The 24,418-nt window shown below is 47.7% G+C and carries 26 protein-coding genes; 11 read left to right on the plus strand and 15 right to left on the minus strand.

Annotated features, from left to right (window positions below; all coding sequences use genetic code 11):
- Positions 1-35: 35 nt before the first annotated feature.
- From recN to QU605_RS10750, 7 genes are all read right to left on the minus strand, one after another.
- Entirely contained in the window at positions 36-1,691 is a 1,656-nt protein-coding gene (gene recN / locus QU605_RS10720) for a DNA repair protein RecN (protein ID WP_289725305.1), read from the minus strand.
- Positions 1,692-1,749: 58 nt separating this feature from the next.
- Entirely contained in the window at positions 1,750-2,643 is an 894-nt protein-coding gene (gene porD, locus QU605_RS10725) for a type IX secretion system protein PorD (RefSeq protein ID WP_492008284.1), read from the minus strand.
- Entirely contained in the window at positions 2,633-3,838 is a 1,206-nt protein-coding gene (gene coaBC, locus QU605_RS10730) for a bifunctional phosphopantothenoylcysteine decarboxylase/phosphopantothenate--cysteine ligase CoaBC (protein ID WP_289725306.1), read from the minus strand. The genes porD and coaBC overlap by 11 nt, the downstream gene beginning before the upstream one ends.
- Before the next feature lies 1 nt (position 3,839).
- On the minus strand, positions 3,840-4,175 hold the full coding sequence (locus QU605_RS10735; RefSeq protein ID WP_289725307.1) for a DNA-directed RNA polymerase subunit omega: 336 nt from the start codon (positions 4,173-4,175) through the stop codon (positions 3,840-3,842).
- The gene (locus tag QU605_RS10740; RefSeq protein WP_289725308.1) at positions 4,172-5,014 is read right to left on the minus strand and encodes an outer membrane protein assembly factor BamD; all 843 of its coding nucleotides are present in this window, start codon (positions 5,012-5,014) and stop codon (positions 4,172-4,174) included. The genes QU605_RS10735 and QU605_RS10740 overlap by 4 nt, the downstream gene beginning before the upstream one ends.
- A gap of 106 nt (positions 5,015-5,120) precedes the next feature.
- A complete protein-coding gene (dapA, locus tag QU605_RS10745) occupies positions 5,121-6,011 on the minus strand; it encodes a 4-hydroxy-tetrahydrodipicolinate synthase (RefSeq protein ID WP_289725309.1) in 891 nt (296 codons plus the stop codon).
- Positions 6,008-6,544: a DUF6913 domain-containing protein gene (locus QU605_RS10750; protein ID WP_289725310.1), complete on the minus strand. Its 537-nt coding sequence runs from the start codon at positions 6,542-6,544 to the stop codon at positions 6,008-6,010. Before QU605_RS10750 ends, dapA begins: the two co-directional genes overlap by 4 nt.
- A gap of 64 nt (positions 6,545-6,608) precedes the next feature.
- Here QU605_RS10750 and QU605_RS10755 point away from each other — a divergent pair, with 64 nt between their 5' ends.
- Both QU605_RS10755 and QU605_RS10760 read left to right on the plus strand, forming a co-directional pair.
- Complete coding sequence (locus tag QU605_RS10755; protein ID WP_289725311.1) at positions 6,609-7,382, plus strand: 5'-nucleotidase C-terminal domain-containing protein; 774 nt, start codon at positions 6,609-6,611, stop codon at positions 7,380-7,382.
- Entirely contained in the window at positions 7,379-8,290 is a 912-nt protein-coding gene (locus QU605_RS10760) for a bifunctional metallophosphatase/5'-nucleotidase (RefSeq protein WP_289725312.1), read from the plus strand. The genes QU605_RS10755 and QU605_RS10760 overlap by 4 nt, the downstream gene beginning before the upstream one ends.
- A gap of 73 nt (positions 8,291-8,363) precedes the next feature.
- Here the strand turns inward: QU605_RS10760 and ligA are convergent, their stop codons facing one another.
- The 3 genes from ligA to QU605_RS10775 are packed head-to-tail and all read right to left on the minus strand — an operon-like array spanning position 8,364 to position 11,757.
- Positions 8,364-10,361: an NAD-dependent DNA ligase LigA gene (gene ligA / locus QU605_RS10765; protein ID WP_289725313.1), complete on the minus strand. Its 1,998-nt coding sequence runs from the start codon at positions 10,359-10,361 to the stop codon at positions 8,364-8,366.
- Positions 10,362-10,372: 11 nt separating this feature from the next.
- Positions 10,373-11,260 (minus strand): peptide chain release factor N(5)-glutamine methyltransferase, encoded by an 888-nt coding sequence (prmC, locus tag QU605_RS10770; RefSeq protein WP_289725314.1) that lies wholly within the window; start codon positions 11,258-11,260, stop codon positions 10,373-10,375.
- Positions 11,257-11,757 (minus strand): GNAT family N-acetyltransferase, encoded by a 501-nt coding sequence (locus QU605_RS10775; RefSeq protein ID WP_289725315.1) that lies wholly within the window; start codon positions 11,755-11,757, stop codon positions 11,257-11,259. Before QU605_RS10775 ends, prmC begins: the two co-directional genes overlap by 4 nt.
- A gap of 5 nt (positions 11,758-11,762) precedes the next feature.
- Between QU605_RS10775 and ribD the strand changes: the two genes are divergently transcribed.
- From ribD to QU605_RS10795, 4 genes are read left to right on the plus strand one after another with little or no spacing between them, the layout of a single operon-like run.
- On the plus strand, positions 11,763-12,833 hold the full coding sequence (ribD, locus tag QU605_RS10780) for a bifunctional diaminohydroxyphosphoribosylaminopyrimidine deaminase/5-amino-6-(5-phosphoribosylamino)uracil reductase RibD (protein WP_289725316.1): 1,071 nt from the start codon (positions 11,763-11,765) through the stop codon (positions 12,831-12,833).
- Positions 12,826-13,431, plus strand: a complete 606-nt coding sequence (locus tag QU605_RS10785; RefSeq protein ID WP_289725317.1) for an HAD family hydrolase — start codon at positions 12,826-12,828, stop codon at positions 13,429-13,431. The genes ribD and QU605_RS10785 overlap by 8 nt, the downstream gene beginning before the upstream one ends.
- Before the next feature lie 4 nt (positions 13,432-13,435).
- The gene (locus QU605_RS10790; protein WP_289725318.1) at positions 13,436-14,305 is read left to right on the plus strand and encodes an EamA family transporter; all 870 of its coding nucleotides are present in this window, start codon (positions 13,436-13,438) and stop codon (positions 14,303-14,305) included.
- A gap of 11 nt (positions 14,306-14,316) precedes the next feature.
- On the plus strand, positions 14,317-14,928 hold the full coding sequence (locus QU605_RS10795) for an IMPACT family protein (protein WP_289725319.1): 612 nt from the start codon (positions 14,317-14,319) through the stop codon (positions 14,926-14,928).
- Here QU605_RS10795 and QU605_RS10800 read toward each other — a convergent pair.
- The gene (locus QU605_RS10800; RefSeq protein WP_289725320.1) at positions 14,925-15,326 is read right to left on the minus strand and encodes an acyl-CoA thioesterase; all 402 of its coding nucleotides are present in this window, start codon (positions 15,324-15,326) and stop codon (positions 14,925-14,927) included. The genes QU605_RS10795 and QU605_RS10800 overlap by 4 nt on opposite strands.
- Positions 15,327-15,531: 205 nt before the next feature.
- On the opposite strand from QU605_RS10800, the gene dnaA reads away from it, so the two are divergent.
- From dnaA to QU605_RS10815, 3 genes are read left to right on the plus strand one after another with little or no spacing between them, the layout of a single operon-like run.
- Positions 15,532-16,956: a chromosomal replication initiator protein DnaA gene (dnaA, locus tag QU605_RS10805; RefSeq protein WP_289725321.1), complete on the plus strand. Its 1,425-nt coding sequence runs from the start codon at positions 15,532-15,534 to the stop codon at positions 16,954-16,956.
- Positions 16,957-16,962: 6 nt separating this feature from the next.
- Entirely contained in the window at positions 16,963-17,421 is a 459-nt protein-coding gene (locus tag QU605_RS10810) for a low molecular weight protein-tyrosine-phosphatase (protein ID WP_289725322.1), read from the plus strand.
- Positions 17,422-17,427: 6 nt separating this feature from the next.
- Positions 17,428-18,150, plus strand: a complete 723-nt coding sequence (locus QU605_RS10815; RefSeq protein ID WP_289725323.1) for an SAM-dependent methyltransferase — start codon at positions 17,428-17,430, stop codon at positions 18,148-18,150.
- Positions 18,151-18,162: 12 nt separating this feature from the next.
- On the opposite strand, the gene QU605_RS10820 is transcribed toward QU605_RS10815, so the two are convergent.
- From QU605_RS10820 to dapF, 4 genes are all read right to left on the minus strand, one after another.
- On the minus strand, positions 18,163-18,804 hold the full coding sequence (locus QU605_RS10820; protein WP_289725324.1) for a hypothetical protein: 642 nt from the start codon (positions 18,802-18,804) through the stop codon (positions 18,163-18,165).
- 149 nt (positions 18,805-18,953) lie between these two features.
- Positions 18,954-19,997 carry an endolytic transglycosylase MltG gene (gene mltG, locus QU605_RS10825; protein WP_289725325.1) on the minus strand — a complete coding sequence of 348 codons (1,044 nt, stop codon included), beginning with the start codon at positions 19,995-19,997 and terminating at the stop codon, positions 18,954-18,956.
- The gene (locus QU605_RS10830; protein WP_289725326.1) at positions 19,987-20,520 is read right to left on the minus strand and encodes a GNAT family N-acetyltransferase; all 534 of its coding nucleotides are present in this window, start codon (positions 20,518-20,520) and stop codon (positions 19,987-19,989) included. The genes mltG and QU605_RS10830 overlap by 11 nt, the downstream gene beginning before the upstream one ends.
- Positions 20,517-21,290: a diaminopimelate epimerase gene (dapF, locus tag QU605_RS10835; protein WP_289725327.1), complete on the minus strand. Its 774-nt coding sequence runs from the start codon at positions 21,288-21,290 to the stop codon at positions 20,517-20,519. Before dapF ends, QU605_RS10830 begins: the two co-directional genes overlap by 4 nt.
- A 110-nt stretch (positions 21,291-21,400) precedes the next feature.
- On the opposite strand from dapF, the gene QU605_RS10840 reads away from it, so the two are divergent.
- The gene (locus QU605_RS10840; RefSeq protein WP_289725328.1) at positions 21,401-22,786 is read left to right on the plus strand and encodes a trypsin-like peptidase domain-containing protein; all 1,386 of its coding nucleotides are present in this window, start codon (positions 21,401-21,403) and stop codon (positions 22,784-22,786) included.
- Positions 22,787-22,905: 119 nt separating this feature from the next.
- Entirely contained in the window at positions 22,906-24,357 is a 1,452-nt protein-coding gene (locus QU605_RS10845) for a glyceraldehyde-3-phosphate dehydrogenase (protein ID WP_289725329.1), read from the plus strand.
- Positions 24,358-24,418: the final 61 nt, after the last annotated feature.

Raw genomic sequence — 24,418 nt, forward strand, 5'->3', positions numbered from 1 at the left:
CCCTATGAAGGGGGTACATTCTGATTCCCAAAGACTCAGTTGAGCATTTCTCTGGCGTGGGAGATCGCAGTCTCCGTAATTTCACTCCCTCCCAGCATCTGGGCGAGTTCATGCAAGCGCTCCTGTTGACTCAGTTGTTTCATCCGGGTCTGCGTCCGGTCTTCTTCGTCTTCCTTATAGACCTTAAACTGTTGTTGTCCCCTCGAGGCCACCTGAGGCAAATGGGTGATTGCAAAGATTTGCATATGCCGGGACATCTGTTCCATCATTTCAGCCATACGGGCGGAAACATCACCCGAAACACCTGTGTCGATCTCATCGAACATCATGGTTGGCAGAGGTTCGTAGGAAGCCAGTATCGCCTTGATAGTTAGCATAATACGAGAGAGCTCACCCCCGGAGGCTGTTTTTTTAAGGGGACCGTACTTCCCACCTTTGTTGGCCGTGAATTTAAGTTCCAGTACGTCCCGCCCGCTGCGCCCAAAATCTGCTTTCTCAAGCAGTTCCCAGACAAAGGAAGCATTCGGCATCCCCAATCCAGAAAGGTGCCGGCGCAGTTCGCTTACAAAATTGGGAAGAACCTCCATGCGTTTTTCCCTTATCGTGTCTGCAAGTACAGCCAGGTTTGTTTCCAGATTTTCCAGAACGAGCTCCTGCTTCTGAATTTCCGCGTCGAGATCCAAGGTCTGATCAACCTTTAACCTGAGGGCTTCCCGCATGGCAATAAGGTCATCCACCTGACCAACGCTGTGTTTTTTCTGAAGGTTGTGAAGGAGTTCCAGGCGGGAACTCAATATTCCCAGGCGGGCCGGATCTGCCACCTGTCGATCCAGCAGGCCGTTTACCTCTTCTGAGATATCGTCGGATTCGATATACAGGGATTTAATCCGTTCCTGCAACGCCATGTAATCCGGGCCAAATGAGCTGAGTTTTCCCATAAGCTGGTTCAGTTGCCCCTGAACCGCCAGCAAGCCATATTGCTCCTCCTGGAAAAGTTGCTGGGCATTTTCGAGCGTTTCCCGGATCAGCTCAGCATTGCTCAGTTCGGCATATTCCGCTTCCAGCCCCGCCTGCATCCCGATTACCAAATCAGCTTTGTCCAGTTCGGCAAGGAGGAATTCATTGTAGTCCTGTTCCCGGAAAGCCTCTTCCTGCTGTTTTTTGAGCAATTCCAGTTCCTTGCGGGTTTTTAGCATTAATTCCCGATCCGCAGTGTAGCGATTCAGTAATTCAGAATTACCGGCAAGGGCATCCACCACGTGCAACTGAAAATCCTGGTCTGTAAGTTCGAGCGTCTGATGCTGAGAATGCACATCGATCAGGTGACTCCCAAGACCGGAAAGGACATCCAGGGTTACCGGACTATCGTTAACAAAAGCCCTGGATTTGCCACTTGGCTGGATTTCCCTCCTCAATATTGTCAGGGGGTCATAGTCCAGGTCGTGATGCGTGAAATAGGTTTTAAGGGCGGGATACCTGTCAAGGGCAAACTCGGCTTCAACCACACATTTGAGTTCCTGATCCCGAAGCGCAGACCGGTCAGCCCGCTTCCCGAGCACCAGTCCCAAACTCTCAAGCAGAATGGATTTTCCAGCTCCGGTTTCCCCTGTAATTGTGGTAAACCCTTCCTGAAAACGCACCTGAAGATCCTCGATCAGGGCGTAATTTTTTATGGATAGTCGTATAAGCACGTAAGCAACAGTTTTATCAACTGTAAAGATAAAGCTTCAGACCGCAAAAAAAATGGTGCTAATAAGTAATTTGATTCCAGGTGCTCGCGTAGAAGGGAGCGACCTTGTTCAGGGTCTCCTTTAACTGGACGATGTCCACTTTGGGGCCATCCGAAAAGATATTCTGTATTTCTTCCGACTTGGCATCGAAGAACGTCTGGATCAGGAATGCATTGGGCCGTCTCTGGATCAGCGTTTCAAATAGGCGAAGTGAGCCTGCAATAATCTGTTTCCCCGTACTGTTATTATCGGCCATGATGTCCAGGCCTTTCCGGTGATAATTGTAGAGGGCAATCCTGTATTCCCTGAAGGTATTGGAGAGCAGGTTGTCTACCAGTTGGAAACGGCTTCGGTTATTCGAAGCGGTTTGTCCCCATCCCGGAGCATTAATCCCCTGGGCCTGGGTGACTATACCCTGGGCGATCTTATAATACTCTGTTCCCCCTTCGAGTTCAAAGGTATCCGCATCCAACCCGAGCATGATGTAAACGTAGTAGGCAATAACACCTACCAGATTGGAGTCGAGAATGTTTTCATTGAATACCAAAGGCTGAAATTCGATGTATTCAAAGTTAAACTGGTCGTCCTTGTAGTTAAAAACCGGGGTTTGATAGCTCGTGTTATATACAGGTCTGGAGGACTGCACTTGTATATTGGCCTGAAATCGGCTCGATTCGAAATTGGTAACGGTGATGAAAATGCGACAGTCCAGTCGTTCATTCTCCTGGACTACCCTTCTGGTCCACCGTGTTTTATTGACAAATTCCAACAGCGAACGCTCGAGGGTTGCGAAAACTTGCTGGTTCGTCTGGGAAACCTGGTCCGAATTCACCGTAACAGTGCAATTGAGTTCCTGTCCCCGCACGGTCAGGAGCATAAGAAATCCGGCTATAAAAAGCAGGTTAGTTCTCAAGGCGTTTGTGAATTTCATGTAGGATATCCCTGGCCACCTCGGCCTTAGTTTTTAATTCAAACGGTGTTATCTCTAAATTCTTGTCTATAAAGGTGACTTTGTTTGTGCTGGAGCCAAAGCCAGCCCCAGGATCCCGCAAGGAATTCAGGACGATGGCATCGAGGTGTTTCTCATGTAATTTTTTCCTGGCGTATTCCAGTTCCTTTTCCGTCTCCAGGGCGAAGCCCACCAGATATTGTTGTTTTTTAAGCTTTCCCAGGGAAGCGATGATATCCGGATTTTTGACCAGACTCAGTGTAATGGAGTCCCCAGACTTCTTTATTTTCTCCGTGGCCTGATTCTCAGGTCTGTAATCTGCTACAGCTGCTGCGCCTATTACAATGTCCGCCTCAGGGAAAAAGCGGTGCGCCTCAGCATGCATTTCAGCGGCAGAGGTAACGCGGATTACCCGGACTTCGGGATCCGAACATTCAAGAGCTGTCGGCCCACTGATCAGCGTAACTTCTGCCCCCATGGCTGCGGCAGCTTCAGCAAGGGCATATCCCATCTTACCACTTGAATGATTCCCGATGTACCGCACAGGATCAATGGCTTCGTAAGTAGGCCCGGCCGTTATCATAATTCGCTTCCCTTCAAAGGGTCTTCCTGCGCGTAACCATTCATTCAGATGGCCCACTATAGTTTCGGGTTCTGCCATCCTCCCCTCTCCGACCAGACCACTGGCGAGTTCTCCTGACTCCGCCGGGATGATTTGATTGCCGAATCCGCCCAGGATTTCCAGAGATTTGCGGGTCGATGGATGCCGGTACATATCCAGGTCCATCGCAGGTGCTACAAAAACGGGGCACTTGGCAGACAGATAAATCGCAAGGAGCAGATTATCACAGCTTCCAGATGCCATTTTTGAAAGGGTGTTCGCCGTGGCCGGTGCAATAAGCATAAGGTCTGCCCACAAGCCGAGATCCACATGATTGTTCCAGTCTACAGCTCCATCTTCCTGGTCTGTAAAACTGGTGAGCACCTTATTTTTCGAAAGGGTAGCCAGGGTAAGGGGGGAAACAAAATCGGCCGAGGCAGGGGTCATAACAATACGAACCTCTGCGCCGGCCTTGATCAGTAATCTGGTGAGAAATGTGGTTTTATAAGCAGCAATTCCCCCGGTAATACCCAAAAGAATTCGCTTGGAAGCCAACATCTTATTCAGGGTCTTTCTCTGTATTCCTATAGTAGATTTTATCTTCCAACCACTCCTGTATAGCCAGGGCGTGGGGCTTGGGTAGTTTTTCGTAAAACTTGGATACTTCTATTTGTTCCTTGTTTTCAAAAACTTCTTCGAGGCTGTCACTATAGGTCGCAAACTCTTCCAGTTTCTCGAGCAATTCCTTTTTGATATCGGCATTGATCTGGGAGGCGCGTTTGGCGACTATAGAAATAGATTCGTAGATATTATCCGTCTTGTCGTCAAATTCAAGTCTGTTAATTGTTACCGTGGTAATCGGTGCTTGTGAATTCTTAAGGTCGTTCATATTCATTTTGCCAACTTTTCTAGTTCTGTATATTTACTGAGTTCTTCCTGAAGTACTTCGTATAACTTCTCCGCATCGTCTGAAAACTCAGTCTCGGGATAGCTTCGCATCAGGTTTTCGTAGGCCACAAGGGCTTCATCGAGTCTTTCCTTCCGCTTTCTGAAAGTACTGTTTACCGCAAGATTAACGGTAGCTCTGAATTTTTGAAACAGCGCTTCTTCTCTGTAAATGGATCCGGGATGGTCATTTACAAAATTATCGAGAGAGGAAATCGCAGACAAGTTGTAATCCAGGACATAGTATTCACCCAGTTTTACAAACTGTTTCGCTATTTCAAAAGCTTTCTTTTCTTTTTTTGTCGTGAGCTCCTGGGCCATCGCATTTGCTTCGGGCAGGTTCTCAGATTCCGGGTATGCGTTAATGAATAACTGCAGCTTGGTAAGGGCTTTATCGGTATCCGTTTGGTCCAGCGAATATCTGGGAGAGAGCATGTAATAACTCTTGGCCCCAAGAAAGGCCGCTTCAGGTGCCTTATCACTCCTGGGGTACGATTTTAGAAAACGCTCGAACTGGTATCCGGCGAAATTGTAATCCCCGATCTGGTAATAGCTGTCCGCCAGAAAAAACATTACCCGCTCTCCCTGAGGTTTTCCGACAAATTGGGGTGCAATGGCTTCAAACAGCCTGTTGGCCTTTTTGTAATCCCCTTCGTCATACATTTTCTGGGCGTACTCGTATCTCCTTGAGACGTCCGTATCCTTGAGGGCCTTCTGGTATTCGCTACACGAGAAGACGACCAGTCCGAAGAAGAGGATAACACTGTATCGGGCTATTTTCCAAAACATTGGGCAAAAGTAGGTATAATTACCGGAATATGAAATCTGAATTGAGTACGAAATATAGGCCAGTAACCGTATAAGTCGCCACTATTTGATTTTACTTTAACATCTCTCAACGTCCGGGCAGCTCATTCTTTAAAAAATCTTCAATGGCCCTGACCAGGTCTTCAGATGGAGCGACCAGTGGCAGGCGCACCCTTGCGCTGCCTATTCCCCGTGTTTTGAGTAAGCCTTTAATACCAGCCGGATTTCCCTCCCGGAAAAGCATTTCGACCAAAGGCGCTAACTGAGAATGCAATCCCAGGGCTGCTTCAGATTCCCCTGACCGGGCTTTGCGTATCATCTCCGAGAAAACACCTGGAATACCCTGGCCGAGGACTGAAATAACCCCTGCACCGCCCTTGAGGATTACGGGCACTGCTGTGAGATCGTCCCCTGAAATCACCATAAAACCTTCTGGAGCGTTCTCCAAAAGATGGCTGATTTGTGCCAAATCGCCGCTTGCCTCCTTTATTCCGATGATGTTATCGCATTCCTCTGCCAATCTGATTGCGGTCTCCGGAAGGACATTGCTTCCGGTGCGGGAGGGAACATTATAGAGGATCAGCGGAAGCGTACTCGCCTTTGCCAGCGCCTTGAAATGCCGATAAATCCCCTCTTGAGTAGGGCGATTGTAATAAGGTGATACAGAGAGGATTGCGCTATATCCCTGAAGGTCTTTTGTTTTAATTTCCTCTACCAGGGCACGGGTATTATTTCCGCCAATACCCACTACCAGCGGGATACGTCCTGCTGCAGCCCTGGCCACAGTACGCATTACATCCTTTTTCTCCTCCTTGTCCAGGGTGGCCGACTCAGCTGTGGTTCCCAGTACGACCAGATAATCCACACCTCCTTCAATTACGTATTCTACGAGGTGCCGAAGGGCTTTATGGTCTACTTGTAGATCGGATGTAAAAGGGGTTACCAATGCAACACCCGTACCTGTGAAATGCGTGTTCATACTAATTGATTAAACAACCCTAAATACTTTTTTAGCTCTACTCTGAAGGTGTCGAAATCCGAAAGAGGACTTTGGAGTATCAGGTCGTTATACACCGGATCCACTCCTGAAAAACCAATCCTCATTTCCGCGCGGGTCCTAATGCTCATAAGATGTAAGAGCAGTCTGGGCTGGTCAAAATAATTGATAAGCAAATCGTAGTCCCTGCTAAGGAATTCCAGGGCATAGCTGTTTTCAATAACCCCTTTCCACCCCAAATCCTTATCTGAGAAAACCGGAGTGGCATAGGGAGAGTTTTTGTCGTAATATTCCCGGTATCCGATTATTTTTACGGTGTTGGACTTCAGGCCCAGGTCTTCGACCAGTTCAAAAAACCGATCGTCCTCCTTAAAGCTTTCGAGATCGGCAATAATACCCAGGGAATTAATTCCTGGCTTGCGGTTAAGGGAAACCGGGGCACGTTTTAATTCCTGTTCCAGGAACTTTATTCCTGATTTGTGTTTAAATTTGTCCTTGATCCCTTTGAACACCATAACCGTTTCAGGTTTACAGCAAAGGTAATTGAATTCCGGCCAATAGAAAGATAGGATTTAACGGATGAAGCAAATATTTTCCAAAGTTTTTGTGCTGCTAATAGTCCTCCTTGGCCTGTGGAGCTGCAAACAAAACCCTTCGGTCGGGAATGATCTGAAGGCCAGTCAAATTCTTATAGACACTACCCTGGCCACGTCCGATAGCATCAACGCTTTTATCGAACCTTATCGCAGCCATTTGAATAGCGTCCTGGATGCCCCCCTTTGTTATGCAACAGACCACATCACAAAAACGGAAGGGAAGTGGAATACGCCACTGGGCAACCTCATGGCCGACCTGATGCGGGAACGGGCCGGGGCGGTATTGCAGACCCGGGAGAACATCAAGGTGGATTTGGCCTTACATAACTTCGGAGGGATGCGGACCGCTATCGCCAAAGGGGATGTTACAGAGCGCACAGCTTTTGAGGTCATGCCCTTTGAAAACAAGCTGGTAGTCGCAGGTATTTCGGGCAAAGGAATCAAAAAAATGGTCGATTTTCTCATCGGGTCAACCCGTCCCCATCCAATTTCCGGGATGCAGATTATTCTGGATTCCAAGGGCGCTGTGAAATCGTTGAGCATAGATGGAGAACCTGTAGAGGATGAACGGATATATTATGTTGCAACCTCCGATTATCTAGTGGGTGGCGGAGATCGTATGCGTTTTTTCCAGGAGAAGGTGAGCGTTTATGATACCGGCTATAAAATCCGGAATGCCATGATTGATTATTTTAAGGCTGCCGATACGCTTCGCCCACAAATAGATAACCGCTTTATTCAACTGGATAGCCTGTGAAACGACGAAATTTCATAAAGACCGGGGTCATGGGAGGAACTGCCCTTGGATTAGGGGGTATGGCACTACAGAGTTGTCGTTTGGATACGTCAAAGCGCATCACCGTCTTACATACCAATGACGTACACAGCCATATCGATCCGTTTCCGGCTTCACATCCCCAATTCCCGAAGCTCGGAGGGGTGGCCCGCAGGGCGGCTTTGATACAATCGCTACGAGAAGAAAATCCGAATATCCTCCTGCTCGATGCGGGCGATATTTTTCAGGGCACACCCTACTTTAATTTCTATGGGGGGGAATTGGAATTCAAATTGATGAACCGGATGGGATATGACGCAGCCACTTTGGGAAATCACGATTTTGACAATGGACTCTCGGGGTTACTGGCGCAGTTGCCAAATGCCAATTTTTCATTTCTATCGGCAAACTATGATTTTAACAATACCATCCTGGAAGGGCGTTTCAGACCCTATCAGGTCTTTGTCAGGGATGGGGTCAGAATCGGTGTTTTTGGCCTTGGAGTTAAGCTTGAAGGGCTTGTGCTTAAGGAATTATACGGGGAAACCAAATACCTGGATCCAATAGAAATCGCACAGGATATGGCGCGGGTCCTCAGGGCGGACGAAGACTGTGATCTGGTTATCTGCCTCTCCCATCTCGGGCATGTATACGACAATCCGGATCGGGTTTGTGATCAGGTTCTTGCAGCATCAACCGAAGATATTGACCTGATTATCGGGGGGCATACCCATACGTTTATGGATGAGGCGGAAAGGGCGACAAACCGTTCCGGAAATCCGGTATACATTCAACAGGTGGGTTGCTACGGAGTCCGTCTGGGCCGCGTGGATTTTGAGATGCATGCCCAGGGTATCCGGAGCACCACAAGCCAGGCTTTGCGGATATGAGATTGTGAGAAATTCATGCTTTCCCGAAAACAATTGGCTTTTTAACCCGCCAAAAAGAGGGACATTAGATCTGTTACAGGAGCGCGAGGAATTCACCCTCTGAAATAATAGGCACCCCCAGCTTTTCAGCTTTCTCCCGTTTACTGGGCCCCATTTTATCCCCAGCCACCAAATACGTGGTTTTGGAAGACACTGAGGAGGCTACCTTGCCGCCGTTGTCTTCAATCCGCTTTTTCAATTCATCCCGGCTCAATTCCGTGAAAACCCCCGAGACCACAAAAACCTGTCCTTTAAGTGTTTCTGACCTTGCCGACAACTGGGATTCGTCCAGGGCAAATTGCAGGCCGTGAGTTCCGAGTTTCTCTACAAGTTCCCGTTTAATGGGATCGCTGAAGAAAGCTACGACACTCTCGGCTATCCTCTCCCCTATTTCATCTACCTTAATAAGTTCCTCCTGTGTGGCTGCCATCAGGGCCTGCATGCTTCCAAAGGACCTTGCGAGCTTTTTGGCTACCGTCTCACCCACAAATCGAATCCCCAATGCAAAGAGCACTTTCTCAAAAGGAACAGCCCGGGATGCAGCGATACCCTCTAATAGATTGTTTACGGATTTTTCGGCCATTCGCTCCAGGGGGAGCAATGCTTCCCGGGTCAGTTCGTACAGGTCGGCATAATTTCGGATAAGTCCCTGTTGAAAAAGCAATTCCACCGTTTCCCCTCCCATGCCCTCAATATCCATGGCTTTACGGGAAATAAAATGTTGTATACGTCCCGTAATCTGGGGCGGGCATCCCGTATCATTAGGGCAAAAATGAAGTGCTTCTCCCTCCTCCCGAACCAAAGGGGTGTGACATTCGGGGCATTCCGTAATATAGGCCACCGGCTGGCTGTCCTCAGGGCGTTGACTGTAATCGACGGCGGTGATTTTTGGGATGATCTCCCCTCCCTTCTCAACAAATACCATATCGCCTTCCCGCACATCGAGCTTCGCAATCTGATCGGCATTATGCAGGCTGGCACGCTTAACCGTAGTTCCTGCCAGTAAAACAGGCTCTAAATTTGCCACAGGGGTAATGGCTCCCGTCCTGCCGACCTGGTAGCTGATATACTTCAGCTTTGTGAGCGCCTGTTCAGACTTAAACTTATACGCTATAGCCCATCTGGGAGATTTTGAGGTATACCCCAATTCCTCCTGAAAGCGCATTTCATTGACTTTTATGACCACCCCATCTGTTTCATAGGGCAACTCATTGCGATTGACATCCCAATATTCCAAAAACTTCAGGACCTCCTCCATCGACTTAAAGACACGGGCTGTATCTGGGACTTTAAACCCGAGCGCCCGGGCGGTTTCCAAAAATTCGCCCTGGGAACCAAGCGACAGTGCAGGGCCGGCAATCCCGTAAATAAGACAATCCAATGGGCGTTCCGCAACCATACTGCTATCCTGTAACTTTAAACTCCCGGAAGCCGTGTTTCTTGGGTTCATATAGGGGTCTTCTCCATTTTCGACGCGCTCCCTGTTCATTTTGGCAAAGCCTTCCAGAGGCAGGACAATCTCACCCCTGAATTCATATCTCCCGGGAAATGGCTTTTTAAGCCTCAAAGGGACAGAGCGGATCGTTCTGACATTGGTTGTTATTTCGTCCCCCTGTACCCCGTCTCCGCGGGTAACTGCCCGGAGCAGTAGCCCATCCTCATAGGTCAGGCTAATGGAAGCCCCATCGTATTTCAGCTCACAGGTGTAACTGAGTTCGACCTGCCCCAACAGGCGCTGTAAACGCCTTTCCCATTCGATTAATTCTTCCGTGGAATACGAATTATCCAACGAATACATAGGCGTGTCATGGCGAACGGTTTCGAAATTTTTGGTGACCCCGCCACCTACGCGCTGGGTTGGGGATGTGGGGTCATAGAACTCGGGGTGTTCGGCCTCAAGAACCTGGAGTCGCTTGAGTTTCATGTCAAATTCAAAATCACTTATCTGGGGCTGATCAAGAACATAATACCTGTAATTGTGCTCCTGAAGTTCCTTTCGCAAGGATTCGATTTCCGCTGCTACCTTGGTCATGAGTTTTTACTTTATAATCCGGATGAACCCGGGGGTATGCTGTTCCATTTCGCCCGGACAAACCTGTTTTTATCAAAAATATCCTTTTTTACCTCTGCGCTTATAAACCCTCTGCCTTCCAATAGCGCTTTTACAGCTTCTGCGTAATCCCGATGCGTCTCCAGATAGATCCACCCCTGGTTTTTTAAATGAATCCCGGCAAAATCACAGAGATACCTGTAAAACATTAACGGATCCTCATCGGGCACAAAAAGCGCCAAATGCGGCTCGGAAGCCGTCACGTGAAGATGCATTGTTTCGGCTTCACTTTCGGGAACATAAGGCGGGTTGGATACAATGGCATCCATTTTTGGCAGTTCAGATTCCGGGTGCCGAAGGTCATCTTTAAGGAATGTAATTTCTAGGTTTTGCGCCTCTGCATTTAACCGGGCTACCTTCAGGGCAGCGTCGGATATATCAATCCCATATACCTTTGCGTCAGGGAGATACCTTTTTAAACCTAAAGCGATACAACCACTCCCCGTGCCCGCATCGAGCATGGACAAAGTCGAAGGATGTTCCCTGAAAGAAGTTTCCACCCATGCGACCAGTTCAGCAGTCTCGGGTCTGGGAATCAATACATCGGGGGTTACCAGAAGATTCATGTCCATGAAGTAGGCCTGCCCCATGATTTGTTGTACCGGACGATGCTTACTCAGATCATCCAGTGCCCGCAGGAGCGTAACAGCCTCTGAACTGCTGATTTTTTTGGCGGGTTCCATCGCGAGAATCGTCTTTGGGAAGGCAAAATAATGCGCGATAAGCAGGTGAAAGATGGACTCTATTTCCTCCGGGGGATACGCCTGAGCGAGTTCAGTTCGAAAGCGATTTCGAATCTCTTTAAGATACTCCTGTTTCATTCGCCGTTAAGGGGTTTTGACATCCAGACATTACAGACCGTATGTCCGGTATCCCCCATGGGGGTCTCCAAATACTGAAATCCAAACCGCTTATAAAGGGACTGTGCGGCCATCATATACCGCATGGTTTCCAGATAACATACTTCGTACCCGAAGGCACTGGCCTGCTCAAGAGCCATTTGCAGAATCCGCTCTCCCCATCCCTGTCCGCGTATTTCCTTCCTGAAATACATTTTTTGCAATTCGCATACCCTGTGGTCCCCGTTTTCCAGAGGAGAAAGGCCACCACCGCCCCAGAGCTCCTCCCCGTCGGTTAAGACCCAATATACAGATCTGGGAGCCTGATAGTACGTATAGAGTGCCTCCATGGAAGTATCCGTGAACGCACTACCTTTTCTCGGGACTTCAAATTCGACAAGGACCTGCCTTATAATCTCTGCAATGAGTGGACCATCTTCGGGTAATATCGGGCGAATACGAACCTTGGAGGGAATCATTTTCTATGTGCTATTTTTACCGTGTGAAGATACATGAAAAATACCTTCTACGCTGCCTTCAAATCGCTGGAAATGGCTTGGGGTCCACAGCTCCAAACCCAATGGTGGGGGCCGTAATCACGTATAATGACCGCATTATTGGGGAGGGATTTACGAGTCCTTTCGGAGGCCCTCATGCCGAAGTCAGGGCTATTGATTCGGTTCGCGACAAGTCCCTGCTGCCTAAATCCACACTCTATGTAACCCTCGAACCCTGCTGTCATTTCGGAAAAACCCCACCCTGTACTGATGCGATTCTCGCCTCAGGCATCCCAAGGATTGTAATCGGTCTAAAGGACCCGCATGACAAAGTGGGTGGAAAAGGGATTGCTGTCCTGGAAAATGCAGGATGTGAGGTTATTACCGGAATACTGAAAAAAGAATGCAGAGAGCACCATCGTCGTTTTCTGACCTTTCATGAAAAAAAGCGCCCCTACATTATCCTTAAATGGGCACAGAGTGCTGATGGATATATGGCTCCCGATCCCTCCGTCAGGACAGCCCGACCTGAGCCGTACTGGATCTCCAGCGCAATTTCCCGTCAATTGGCGCATAAGTGGCGAAGTGAGGAAGCCGCCATCCTCGTGGGTACCCGAACAGCCCTGGAGGACAACCCAACACTAGATACCCGTCTGTGGAAGGGATCCAATCCCTTGCGTGTTCTGATAGATCGAAAATGCAGCGTGCCCCGGGACTACCGTATTCTGGATGGTAAAATCAAAACATTGGTGTTCTGTACTGAAAAGAATGCTCCGCAAAACACCGAAGGTATTTTATACCGCACAGTTTCAGGGGGAGAGCCCCTGATCCCCCTTCTTCTTACAACGCTTTGGGAGGAACAACTGCAGAGCGTCATTGTGGAAGGTGGAGCCAAAACCCTTAACAGCTTTTTGGGTTCCGGATACTGGGATGAGATCCGAATCATCACGAGCCCGGTCCATTTAAAAAACGGACTGGTCGCTCCAAAAATAACTACAAAGCCCAGATACGACTTTAAGTCCGGTCGTGATCTGGTCCAAATCTTCAGAAATGATTGAGAATATAATATTCGATTTTGGCGGCGTCTTCATCAATCTGGATGCTGAGGCCGTACCCAGGGGCCTCAGGAATTTTGGCGTGGATTTTCCGGAACCTGAACTGATTGCCCTGAGTCAGCAATATGAAAAAGGGGTTATAAATTCGGAAGCCTTCCTAAGAGGTGTGAATCGATGCATCCCCGGCAGCCACACTGAAGACATCCGGACAATCTGGAATCAAATGATCGCCGACTTCCCCGAAGAACGACTCGAATTCCTCAAAGATCTCAAAGAATCCGGGCAATACAGAATGTTTCTACTCAGCAATACGAATGCCCTGCATATCGAACATGTAAAACAAACAATGGGCATGGCGTCTTATAATCAGTTTTACAGCTGTTTTGACTCCTTTTATTTATCACACGAAATTGGCATGCGTAAACCCGACCGAAAAATATTTTCTTTTGTCCTGGATGAAAACGGATTAAACCCTGCGCATACACTCTTTATCGATGATACAGAAGAGCACACCCTCAGCGCCTCCCAATTGGGCATTAAGACGTGGCATCTCGATATTAAAAGGGAAAGTATCCTCGAATTGCCAAACCGAATGGATTAAAACAATGTGGGACCTCATATGGAGTATTTGTTGCTCCAGTATCATTTTTGTTGTTTTCAAACTCTTCGACACCTACGGGGTGGACACCTTCCGGGCCATTATCGTAAACTATTTCACGGCCCTAGGGGTCGGTCTGCTGGTCTATCAGCAGCCTGTGTTCCTTCAGGAACTACCACAAAAACCCTGGTTTGCAGGGGCATTGCTATTGGGGTCCTTTTTTATTCTCATTTTTAACCTAATGGCCCTGACCTCCCAGAGAATGGGAGTTTCCGTGGCCTCCGTCGCCACTAAGATGTCTTTGGTGATTCCTGTGGTCGCCGGGATCGCCCTGTACAAAGAACAAATCAGCCCGGTACAGGCAACAGGCATCACTTTAGCCCTTGCTGCCGTATATTTTACATCCATGAAATCCGGGGGTCGGGGTATCAGGAAGGAGCTCCGGGCATTGATTTTACCCGCCCTGGTTTTTCTGGGTTCCGGAGTGATCGATACCAGCATTAAATACCTGCAACACACCCGAATCCCACAGGTGGAATATCCGCTTTTTTCCGCACTGGTCTTCGGTTTTGCGGGGACAACCGGTATCCTGTTGCTGTTCTTTAAAAAACCTAAAGGTGCAACACGGTTCAATGGCGTGACTATTTTGGGAGGAATAGCCCTTGGCGTGCCAAATTTCTTTTCCATTTATTTCCTTTTACGCGCCTTGCAATTCGAGGGTCTGAACAGCGCCTCGATCTTTACCCTGAACAATGTGGCTATAGTCATGCTCACTACCCTGGCCGGAATTGTCTTTTTCAAAGAAAAGTTGAGCCTTAAGAACTGGATGGGTATTTTCCTTGCTGTAATCAGCATATTGTTAATCAGCTTATTCTGACGTCGAACCGCATGAAAAACTTTAAAACAATTTCAGCGCCTGCAGGACCTTTTCTGCTCCGGGAGAAAAAGAGCAAATTCTTGGGATTCGCCTTTCCTGTTTCCTCGGTTTCCGAGGCTGAGTTACGACTTGAAACACTGCATAAAGACTACTCAGATGCCTCTCACCTTTGCTATGCATACCGCATTGGGGTTGAGGATGTCCAGTTGAGGATGAATGATGACGGGGAACCCGCATACACTGCCGGGAGTCCTATTAGTGGGCAGATAAATGCTTTTGAACTCTACAACATCCTGGTTTGCGTGGTTCGCTATTACGGCGGCACTAAATTGGGTGCGAGTGGCCTTACCCAGGCCTATAGGGAAGCCGCAAGAGGCGTCCTGGAACTCGCCCCGGTGATCCTGAAGAAAGCAGGTTGTTTGCTCAGACTAGAATTCGATTATCCCAGCCTCGACGAGGTCATGGGATTTATTTCCCAAAACCGGTTAGAGATCAAAAAACAGGAAATGGGGCTGGATTGTATACTGGAACTCATTGTGAAAAAGGAAAAGAGCGAAACCTTGGTGCAACGGCTGAAAACGATCAATGGGGTCCGCTTAAGTAAAAAAGACGTGTACATTTAATTCTGCAGCACTTTCTGCAGAATGTAATCGGGGCACCTGACGGGTCTTCTGGTTTCAGAATTCAAAAAGGCGAGATCCGTCTGAGCCGTTGCCAAAATTTCCCCATTTTCGCCCTCAATTTCATAGTCAAATGAGATACGGACGGTAGGTATATTCCTGAGATGGGTTCGAATCGTGATAACCTGGTCGTAAACAGCTGGTTTTTTGTATTGTATAGCGATGGAAGTTACCGGGAGAATGTAGCCGGTTTCTTCCATGTTTTTGTAGGATATTCCGAGGGCCCTCAACCACTCAACCCTTCCCAACTCCAGGTATTGCGGGTAATTCCCGTGGTATACCACTCCCATCTGGTCTGTTTCGCCATAGCGAATTCTGATTGAAATCTCGTGAGAATGCATAAAAACTGGTTGAAAAACAGTATATTTAAAAAGAGGGTCGAAGCGCGCTGAACTTGCAAAAAAAAAAGCAGAATTTCAACCCCGTTTGTATTTTTTTTTTAGGTTTTTTGTTCACATATTTGTCTCTCTCAATAAGGACAGAATTTCTGTCTTTTTTTTTACCGATTAACGATTACCTAACCAAGATATAAGACTTCCATTTAAAATGAGTGTTACCGCGCGTTCCGTATGGGATAATTGTTTAACCTTTATTAAGGACAACATACAACCGCAGGCATTCAAAACGTGGTTTGATCCTATTAAACCTGTTCGCCTCACCGACAAGTCCCTGAGCATCCAGGTACCGAGTAAATTCTTTTATGAGTGGCTGGAAGAGCACTACATCACTTTGTTGAAGGTGGCCCTTACCAGAGAACTGGGCGAAGGCGCTAAACTGGTCTACGTCATAAAAATGGAAAACACTTACGGGAACCGGGAGCCGTTTACCGAAAAGATCCCGAGTTCGAACCGCGGGCAGATGACCCCTCAGGAAATGGATGTTCCGATCAAATCCAAGAATCCACAATTGAAAAACCCTTTTGTGATTCCGGGCATCCGTAACATCAAGATTGAATCCCAGTTAAACCCCAATTACAATTTCGAAAATTTCCTGGAAGGAGATTCAAACCGATTAGCCCGTTCAGCCGGGATGGCTGTTGCCAATAAACCGGGAGGAACATCCTTTAACCCCCTCCTGATCTTTGGGGGCGTCGGCCTTGGAAAAACGCATCTCGCCCATGCCATTGGGGTAGAGATCAAAGACAAATACCCGGATAGGACCGTACTCTATATCTCCGCCGAGAAATTTACCCAGCAATACATCGAATCGGTAAAAAAGAATACCCGGAACGACTTTATTCACTTTTATCAACTCATCGATGTGTTGTTGATCGATGATGTACAGTTCCTTTCGGGCAAATCAGGAACCCAGGACGTATTTTTTCATATTTTCAACCACCTGCATCAAAACGGGAAGCAGGTCATTCTCACCTCCGATAAAGCTCCTGTCGATATGCAGGATATCGAACAACGGCTGCTTTCGCGATTTAAATGGGGGCTATCTGCAGAACTACAAACCCCTGATTACGAAACCCGTGTCTCGATTCTGAAGAACAAGCTCTACCGGGACGGTGTCGAGATGCCAGAAGAAATCATCGATTACGTCGCCAAGCACATCAAAACGAATATCCGGGAGTTGGAAGGTGCCATTATTTCACTCATCGCCCAATCCTCTTTTAATAAAAAAGAAGTCACCCTGGACCTTGCTCAAAAGGTCGTTGAGAAATTCGTCAAAAACACCAAAAGGGAAGTTTCCATTGATTACATACAAAAGGTCGTCTCTGATTATTTTGAGATGGATGTCGCAACCCTGCAATCCAAAACCAGGAAACGCCACATCGTACAGGCCCGGCAACTTGCGATGTATTTTGCCAAAAAATACACCAAAGCTTCCTTGGCCAGTATCGGTTCTCAAATAGGGAAACGCGATCACGCAACAGTGCTTCACGCCTGTAAGACCGTAGATAACCTGGCGGAAACAGATAAGCAGTTCCGCAAGTATATCGATGACCTCACTAAAAAATTTTCCTGACCGATTATGCCTGTTAGGGTTTTAATGGTTTGTCTGGGAAATATTTGCCGCTCACCCCTTGCTGAGGGAATTCTCTCATCCAAAGTAAATCCTTCTGAAATAACTGTCGATTCGGCGGGTACTGCCGGGTATCATGTCGGGAACCCACCTGATCCGCGCTCTATTGAAACCGCAGCCTTGCAGAACATAGACATTAGCCGGCAAAAATGCAGGCGTTTTTCTCAGGCAGATTTTGATAATTTTGATTATATTTTTGCGATGGATAGGGAAAATCTGATGCATTTGCAGGATATGGCGCGAAATGAATCGGAGTTAAAGAAACTTCACCTGTTGCTCGAACTGGCTGAAATGCCGGAGCAGGAAGTGCCCGACCCCTACTACGGCGGGGATTCGGGTTTTCAGGAAGTCTTCCGACTGCTGGACAGGGCAACGGACCAGATCCTCCCAATCCTCTCCAGACATTAGAACCCTATGAAATCAAATCCCACAGAATTTGGGAAGCTCTTCCTGATCCCGACAACACTGGGGTTGACAGAACCCCTTGAAGTCCTGCCGTTGACCATTAAACGGACTATTGAACAAATTGATCACTTTATCGTAGAGAACGAAAAGACAGCGCGCAGGTTTATCAAAAAAATAACGCCTCGCAAAACCCAGTCCCTGCTTCAGATATTCCTGCTTAATAAATTTACCGAAGCTGAAGCCCTGCCGGGGTACCTGACCCCGTGTTTAGAGGGCAAACCGGTCGGAGTTTTATCTGAGGCGGGATGTCCGGCAATTGCGGATCCCGGGGCAATGATCGTAAAGCTCGCCCATGAGAAGGGTATACAGGTCGTACCTATGGTAGGACCTTCCTCCATTATCCTGGCACTAATGGCCAGTGGCCTGAATGGACAAAATTTCGCTTTTAACGGCTATTTACCCATAGATTCAGGGGAACGCAAAAAAGCCATTAAACAACTGGAAAAAAGATCCCGGGAACTCGGGCAAACCCAGCTCTTTATGGAGACACCTTATCGGAACGACAAACTGGTACAGGAACTGCTCAAAACCCTCCACGGAAAAACCAGGCTCTGTATTGCGGCAGACATCACATTGAAAACGGAATGGATCCGGACTCATGAAGCAAGTCAATGGATGGGCAAACTACCAGAACTCAACAAACGCCCGGCCATCTTTGCCATACAGGCATAATGCGATTATCGCTTAATTTACACGTGGATTTCGTCTGGGCAGGATGGACGAGGTGTCGTACCCTTTAAATTTACCCATATAATGCGAAATGGTGGTTCCATAGGCATCGGCTAAATCGTGTGCTCCCCAACTGCGCAGGTATTTTCTCACGTTTCCCGGTCCCGCGAGATGTGCAGCGGCAAGTATTCCGGACTCGGTGATTTCAACCCCTTTGATTTTCTTACCCACAAATCGCGGGATATCCCTGCGGAGAATCCACTTATTTCGCGAGAGGTTGGTTACAAAAACACGCTCTTGCAATGCAGGGTTTTTCAGGAACTTTGTGGCATTGTATACGCCCATCAGTTGAAGGGTACCTATTCCAAATTGATATTTTCCGAGGTATCCCAGGGTATTGGTTATAAAGTAATCTCCACTGGATTCTTTAAAGGCCAGAGCCTCTCTGAAGCCGATCACTGAGGTTCCCAAAAAAGGAGGTTGAATCCATTCTTTTGGCGTATCAGCTGGCAAAGCGGGATAAATTACGTGAAGTGTTTCTTTGATCAGAAGCTTTTCCGGAACCCTTACGATAACCTCTGTCCGCGATTCCGAACTGAAGCTTGTAAAGAGTAAAATCATGATCAAAGGACTGATTAAACGAATCCTCTTTTTCATATAGCTCGTTTCAAAAGACTTAGGGATTTCAACAAATCCTGCTTATAGTTCTCCGGACAAAGATATACCGGCCATCGTGTGCATTCCCCAAAATTGTCTTAAAACGTCAGAAATTTCGGATAAAAAGCAGGAAATAACCTTAAATGTGCTTATCGTCGGATTTTTTGAGCATTTAGCCATCGGACGTATTGCTCCTTATTGCGGTTGTGCTGTGAAAGTGTTTCCGCAAACTTGTGATACCCAAAGTTTTCGGTATCAGCCACAAAATATAAGTACCTGTGAGTTTCGGGGTCCAGCACCGCCTCGACAGCCGAAATATCAGGCATGGCAATGGGCCCCGGAGGAATCCCGGGATACTTATAGGTATTATAGGGAGAATTAATTTCGAGATCCCGGTAAAGAACCCGCTTGATTATCGTATCGAAATTCCCGGTTTCTTTTTTAATTGCGAAGATGACCGTTGGATCTGCCTGCAACAACATCCCCTTTTTCAGGCGGTTCAGATAGACCCCGGCAACCCTGGGCCGCTCATCCGGTTTGGCGGTTTCTTTGTGCACAATGGCAGCCAGGGCGATAACCTGTTCAGGGCTCAGACCGAGGGAACGGGCCTTTTCCTGTCGGGCATCTGACCAGAATTTCTTGTACTCTTCCAGCATTCGATCGCGAAACTCTACTGCCGTGGTATTCCAATAAAACTCGTAACTGTTTGGTATGTAAGGCAATATTGCCTGATCGGCACTCCAGCCCTGGGCTTCCAAAAATCGTGGGTCGGAAAAGGCTTCCAGCAGCTCCAGACTATCTGCCTCGAGCTGGGAGGCAATGCGTCCGGCGAGCAGAGACGGACGCTCCTGATTATTGAAGGAAACGCGAACAGGGATATTGCCGCTCCTCAATGCATTGACAATATCATTATTATTCATCCCGCTGGAAATGGCGTACTTCCCACCTTTTACGTTTTCGACATATCGCTTTCTTTCAGCGGCTGTTTCAAAGGTCGATATGTCCTTTAAAAGCGGTTCAAGCTGCTGTTTTACCTCCTCGAAATCAGCATCGGAGGGAATATACACAAAAGCCTTATCATTATTGAAAGAGGTATTGGATATAAATAACGTCCTGTAGACCATGGCAGAAAAAAGGCCTCCAAGTAACAGTCCGAGAATAACAACAGTGAGCAGAATACGCTTAATATACATCTGTCCTTATTTTTTGAAATAGCAATTCATCTTTAAATCCTTGGGAGGTCCGCAACCAGTCTTTCCGGACCCCATTCTGCTGAAACCCCAACTTCTCGAACAAATGAATGCTTCGGGAATTATCGGCAGATACCCCGGCATACAACTGGTGTAGGTCCAAAACCTGAAAGGCGTATTCACAAAGCAATGAAAGGGCTTCTGCACCAAATCCGCGATCCCTGTTGCCGGGTTGCGAAATTACAATCCCGATCCCAGCACGTAAATTCCTCGGGTCAAAATCATATAAATCGATAAGTCCAATATGGGGTTCTGAATCTGAGCAAATAACCAGGCGAAGTTGCTTGGCCTGGTAGATATCGCAATGCGCCCTATCCAAATAATCCTTGAGTACTTTTTTCGAATACGGGGCCAGGGTACCGCTGATTTCCCAAATATCCGTATCGTTTTCCAGAGAGTATAAATACTCGAGATCATCCGGCTCCAGAGCCCGAAGGGCAATATGCGCTCCCTTTAGCAATTTCATGACACACTCCCTTTAAACACCTGTTCCGCCGGGCCTTCCAGCCAGATATCCGAATATACCGCTCCTTCTTTTGTAAAACAAACCCTCAGGTTTCCACCTTTGGTCTCAAGGATCGCCTCGGACCCTGAGGCGCGTCCCAACTCGTGCATCGCAATGGCAACCGCGGTAACACCGGTCCCACAGGAATACGTTTCACTTTCCACGCCCCGTTCGTAGGTCCGGACTTCGAAATGTCCGGATTCCAATGGGTTCACAAAATTAATATTGCTTCCTTTTTCGCCGTAAAGGCCATACCGCAGACGCTTTCCTTCCTTCTCTGCATCCAGGGTCTCCCAGTCTTCCCAAAGTTGAACGTGATGGGGTGAGCCTGTGTCCAGAAAAAGATATTTCGGTTTAACGTGGATTTGAGATACGTCCTGCATCTGAAGCGCTACTACATCCCCGGAGATACGGGCCCTATGAACACCATCGAAAGCCACAAAACTGCAGTGTGTATCTATGATTCCCAAATATTTTGCAAACGCCACGATACACCGGCCTCCATTGCCACACATACTGCCCTCCCGCCCATCGGCGTTGTAATATACCATGCGAAAATCTGTCGAATTGTCAGTTTCGAGCAGGATCAATCCGTCAGCTCCGATACCAAATCGGCGATGGCAGAGGCGTTCAATAGTTTTGGTATCGTTTTTGGGGAAAAAATCATGGCGGTTGTCCACCATTATAAAGTCGTTGCCTGTGGCCTGATATTTACAAAAGGTCAGTTGCATAAGCGCAAAGATACACTTTAATCGGAGCCGGACTCCCGTTAAAATGTCGTTAAACGAAAATCAGAACGAACGAAAAACTGTTAAATTTAAACTTCAAAATGCACAAGAACATGAGACGTATAGGAGGTTTATTTGTAGTCGCCGTCCTGGCGGGAGTTTTTACCCTGGGAGCTTATAAAACATTTTTTGAGAAATCCCAGCCGCTGACTTACCAGAATGAAGAACAGCCGGTTTTCCAGACGAGTTCATATACCACAGCAACAGGAGCACCCCTTAGTGAAGTTGATTTCACGAATGCGGCTGAGAAAACCGTAAATGCTGTGGTGCACGTAAAAAATATCACCATCAGCAGGGGTCCGGGAAGCCTTATGGAATTCTTTTACGGGTATCAGGAACGGGCCACACCTCAAGTGGGAACCGGATCCGGTGTCATCATTTCCCCCGACGGGTACATTGTCACCAACAACCACGTAATTGCAAAGGCCACGCAGCTAAGCGTTACAATGAACAACAATAAGACCTATGAGGCCACCGTGGTTGGAACAGATCCCACCTCTGATATCGCCTTAATCAAAGTGGATACTGAAGATCCACTACCCTATTTGGTCTTTGGGGACTCCGACAATATAAGAATCGGGGAATGGGTCCTCGCCGTGGGCAATCCATTTAACCTGACCTCCACGGTTACGGCCGGGATTGTTAGTGCCAAAGCCAGGAACCTGGGAAGAAATCAATCCTTTATACAGACAGATGCCGCAGTTAATCCCGGCAACAGTGGGGGTGCCCTTGTGAATACAAACGGGGAGTTGGTGGGGATTAACACAGCAATCACCTCTCAAACAGGGGCTTATATCGGTTATTCTTTCGCCGTTCCCAGCAATATCGCCCGAAAAATCGTCCAGGATCTGCTGGAATACGGTGATGTGATCAAAGGGGTGATCGGTATCCGCACTGTAGATCCAAACTCAGAATACGCCCGGGAAAATGGGATCGATCAGGTGGATGGGGTATTCATCGGCGAAGTCGAGGAAGATTCCGGGGCTGAGACAGCAGGCCTCAGAAATGGAGACATCATCAAACAGGTAGACGATATCCAGGTCCGTAAGTTTGCGGATCTTACAGGGTATATTGCAACCAAGAGTCCCGGGGATCAGGTGGATGTACAACTGGTAAGGGGTGGTGAAATGATGGTAGTTCCCGTGGAGGTTCGCGAGAGACAGACCATGCAATTGCCGCTCCTGGGTTTCACAATCAAAAACCTGACGGAGGAAGACATGAAAACATACGACATCAAACAAGGTGTTAAAATTATCGATGTTCCTGAAAACTCGCGTAAATACGGCCTTGAAGGTAAAGTAATCCTCGAAGTAGACGGGCAGGAAATCAGGGACATCAAAGATGCCCGGAAATACTTCAGCAACATCTCGCGGTTCGGGCAGACTAGCATTACCCTTAAGAACGCAAATGGAGAACGCGAAAGGGTCATTTTCCAATAAAGTTAATCGGTATTTCGATGTAAAGCCCACCCGAAACGGTGGGCTTTTATTATACGATTTCCTATGGCGAAAACGTTTGATTGTATAGTTTTGCAAAAGATTTAAAATAACCCTTACCAATGAGCCACAACAGCACCTATGAGAAGGAGCTTGCCTTCCAGGCCGACAGGCGAAAAGCCACCACTGAATTCATAAAAATCATAAGCGACCTTTGGTATGACAAGGCGATTGAGGTGGTTTTGTTCCGGAATCAGGTAATCGATAAGAATGTCAGCGACATCATCAATTTGCACGAGTACGCCGGACAATTTGTTCAAAAACCCATTTCAATTTTTGATTCGGTTGAATTACTCCGCGCGATCAACGACATTAAACTACCGCCCTCAAAGCTGGACATAGGAAAACTGACCTATGAGTATCATACAGAGGAGGAAAATACGTATCACAACGTAAAGTCCTTCGTTCTGGACAAACTCAGGGATGCCGATTCCTATCCGGCAATTGAACCCAAGGATGTTGTGCTTTATGGTTTCGGCAGGATCGGGAGATTACTGGCCAGGGAACTTATGGCTAAAACCGGCAAAGGGAATCAGCTCCGGCTCCGAGCCATAGTCACCCGGGGGCAATTAACCCCTGAGATACTCGAAAAAAGAGCTGCCCTCTTACGGACGGATTCGGTGCATGGAGAATTCAGCGGTACCGTAGAGGTGGATGCCCAAAATCACTTGCTCCTGATCAATGGAACCAGCGTGCATCTGATTTCCGCGGATAATCCTGAGGATATTGATTATTCGAAATTCGGAATTTCTGATGCCCTCGTTATTGACAATACTGGAGCTTTCCGGGATGAGAAAGCACTGGGCAGGCATTTAAAGGCCAAAGGGATCTCGAAGGTGCTCCTTACCGCCCCGGGCAAGAATATTCCCAATATAGTACACGGGGTGAATCACAGAGAATTCGATCCGGATCAGGTCGACATCTATTCAGCCGCTTCCTGCACCACAAACGCCATTACCCCTCTTTTGAAAGTAGTAGAGGATTCCCTGGGTATCGTTAAAGGGCACATCGAGACCATACACGCCTATACCAACGACCAGAACCTCGTAGATAATATACATTCCAAATACCGCAGGGGCCGGGCCGCAGCGCTGAATATGGTAGTTACCGAGACAGGGGCCGGAAAAGCTGTCGCTAAGGCATTACCGGTATTAACGGGAAAGCTCACCTCGAATGCCATTCGGGTTCCCGTGCCGAATGGTTCCCTGGCCATCCTCAATCTCGAACTCAACAGTACAACGACTCCCGAAGGCATCAATACCATTGTAAAAAAATATGCCCTGGAAGGAGATCTGGTCGAACAGATCAAATACTCCCTCAGCAACGAACTCGTCTCTTCCGATATCGTTGGAACTTCCGCCCCGGCTATTTACGACAGTAAAGCCACTATCGTATCCCCGGACGGCCGGAGTATCGTTCTGTATATATGGTACGACAATGAATTTGGATATGCGCATCAGGTGATACGACTCTCAAAATATATCGCAAAAGTCCGACGTTTTACCTATTATTAGGATGTATGGCCTGTTTTTATATGTTTTGATCGGGGTTGGGCCCTGAAAGCGTGTTGCTTGT

Source organism: Robiginitalea aurantiaca, from assembly GCF_030380815.1.
Classification (GTDB): Bacteria; Bacteroidota; Bacteroidia; order Flavobacteriales; family Flavobacteriaceae; genus Robiginitalea; species Robiginitalea aurantiaca.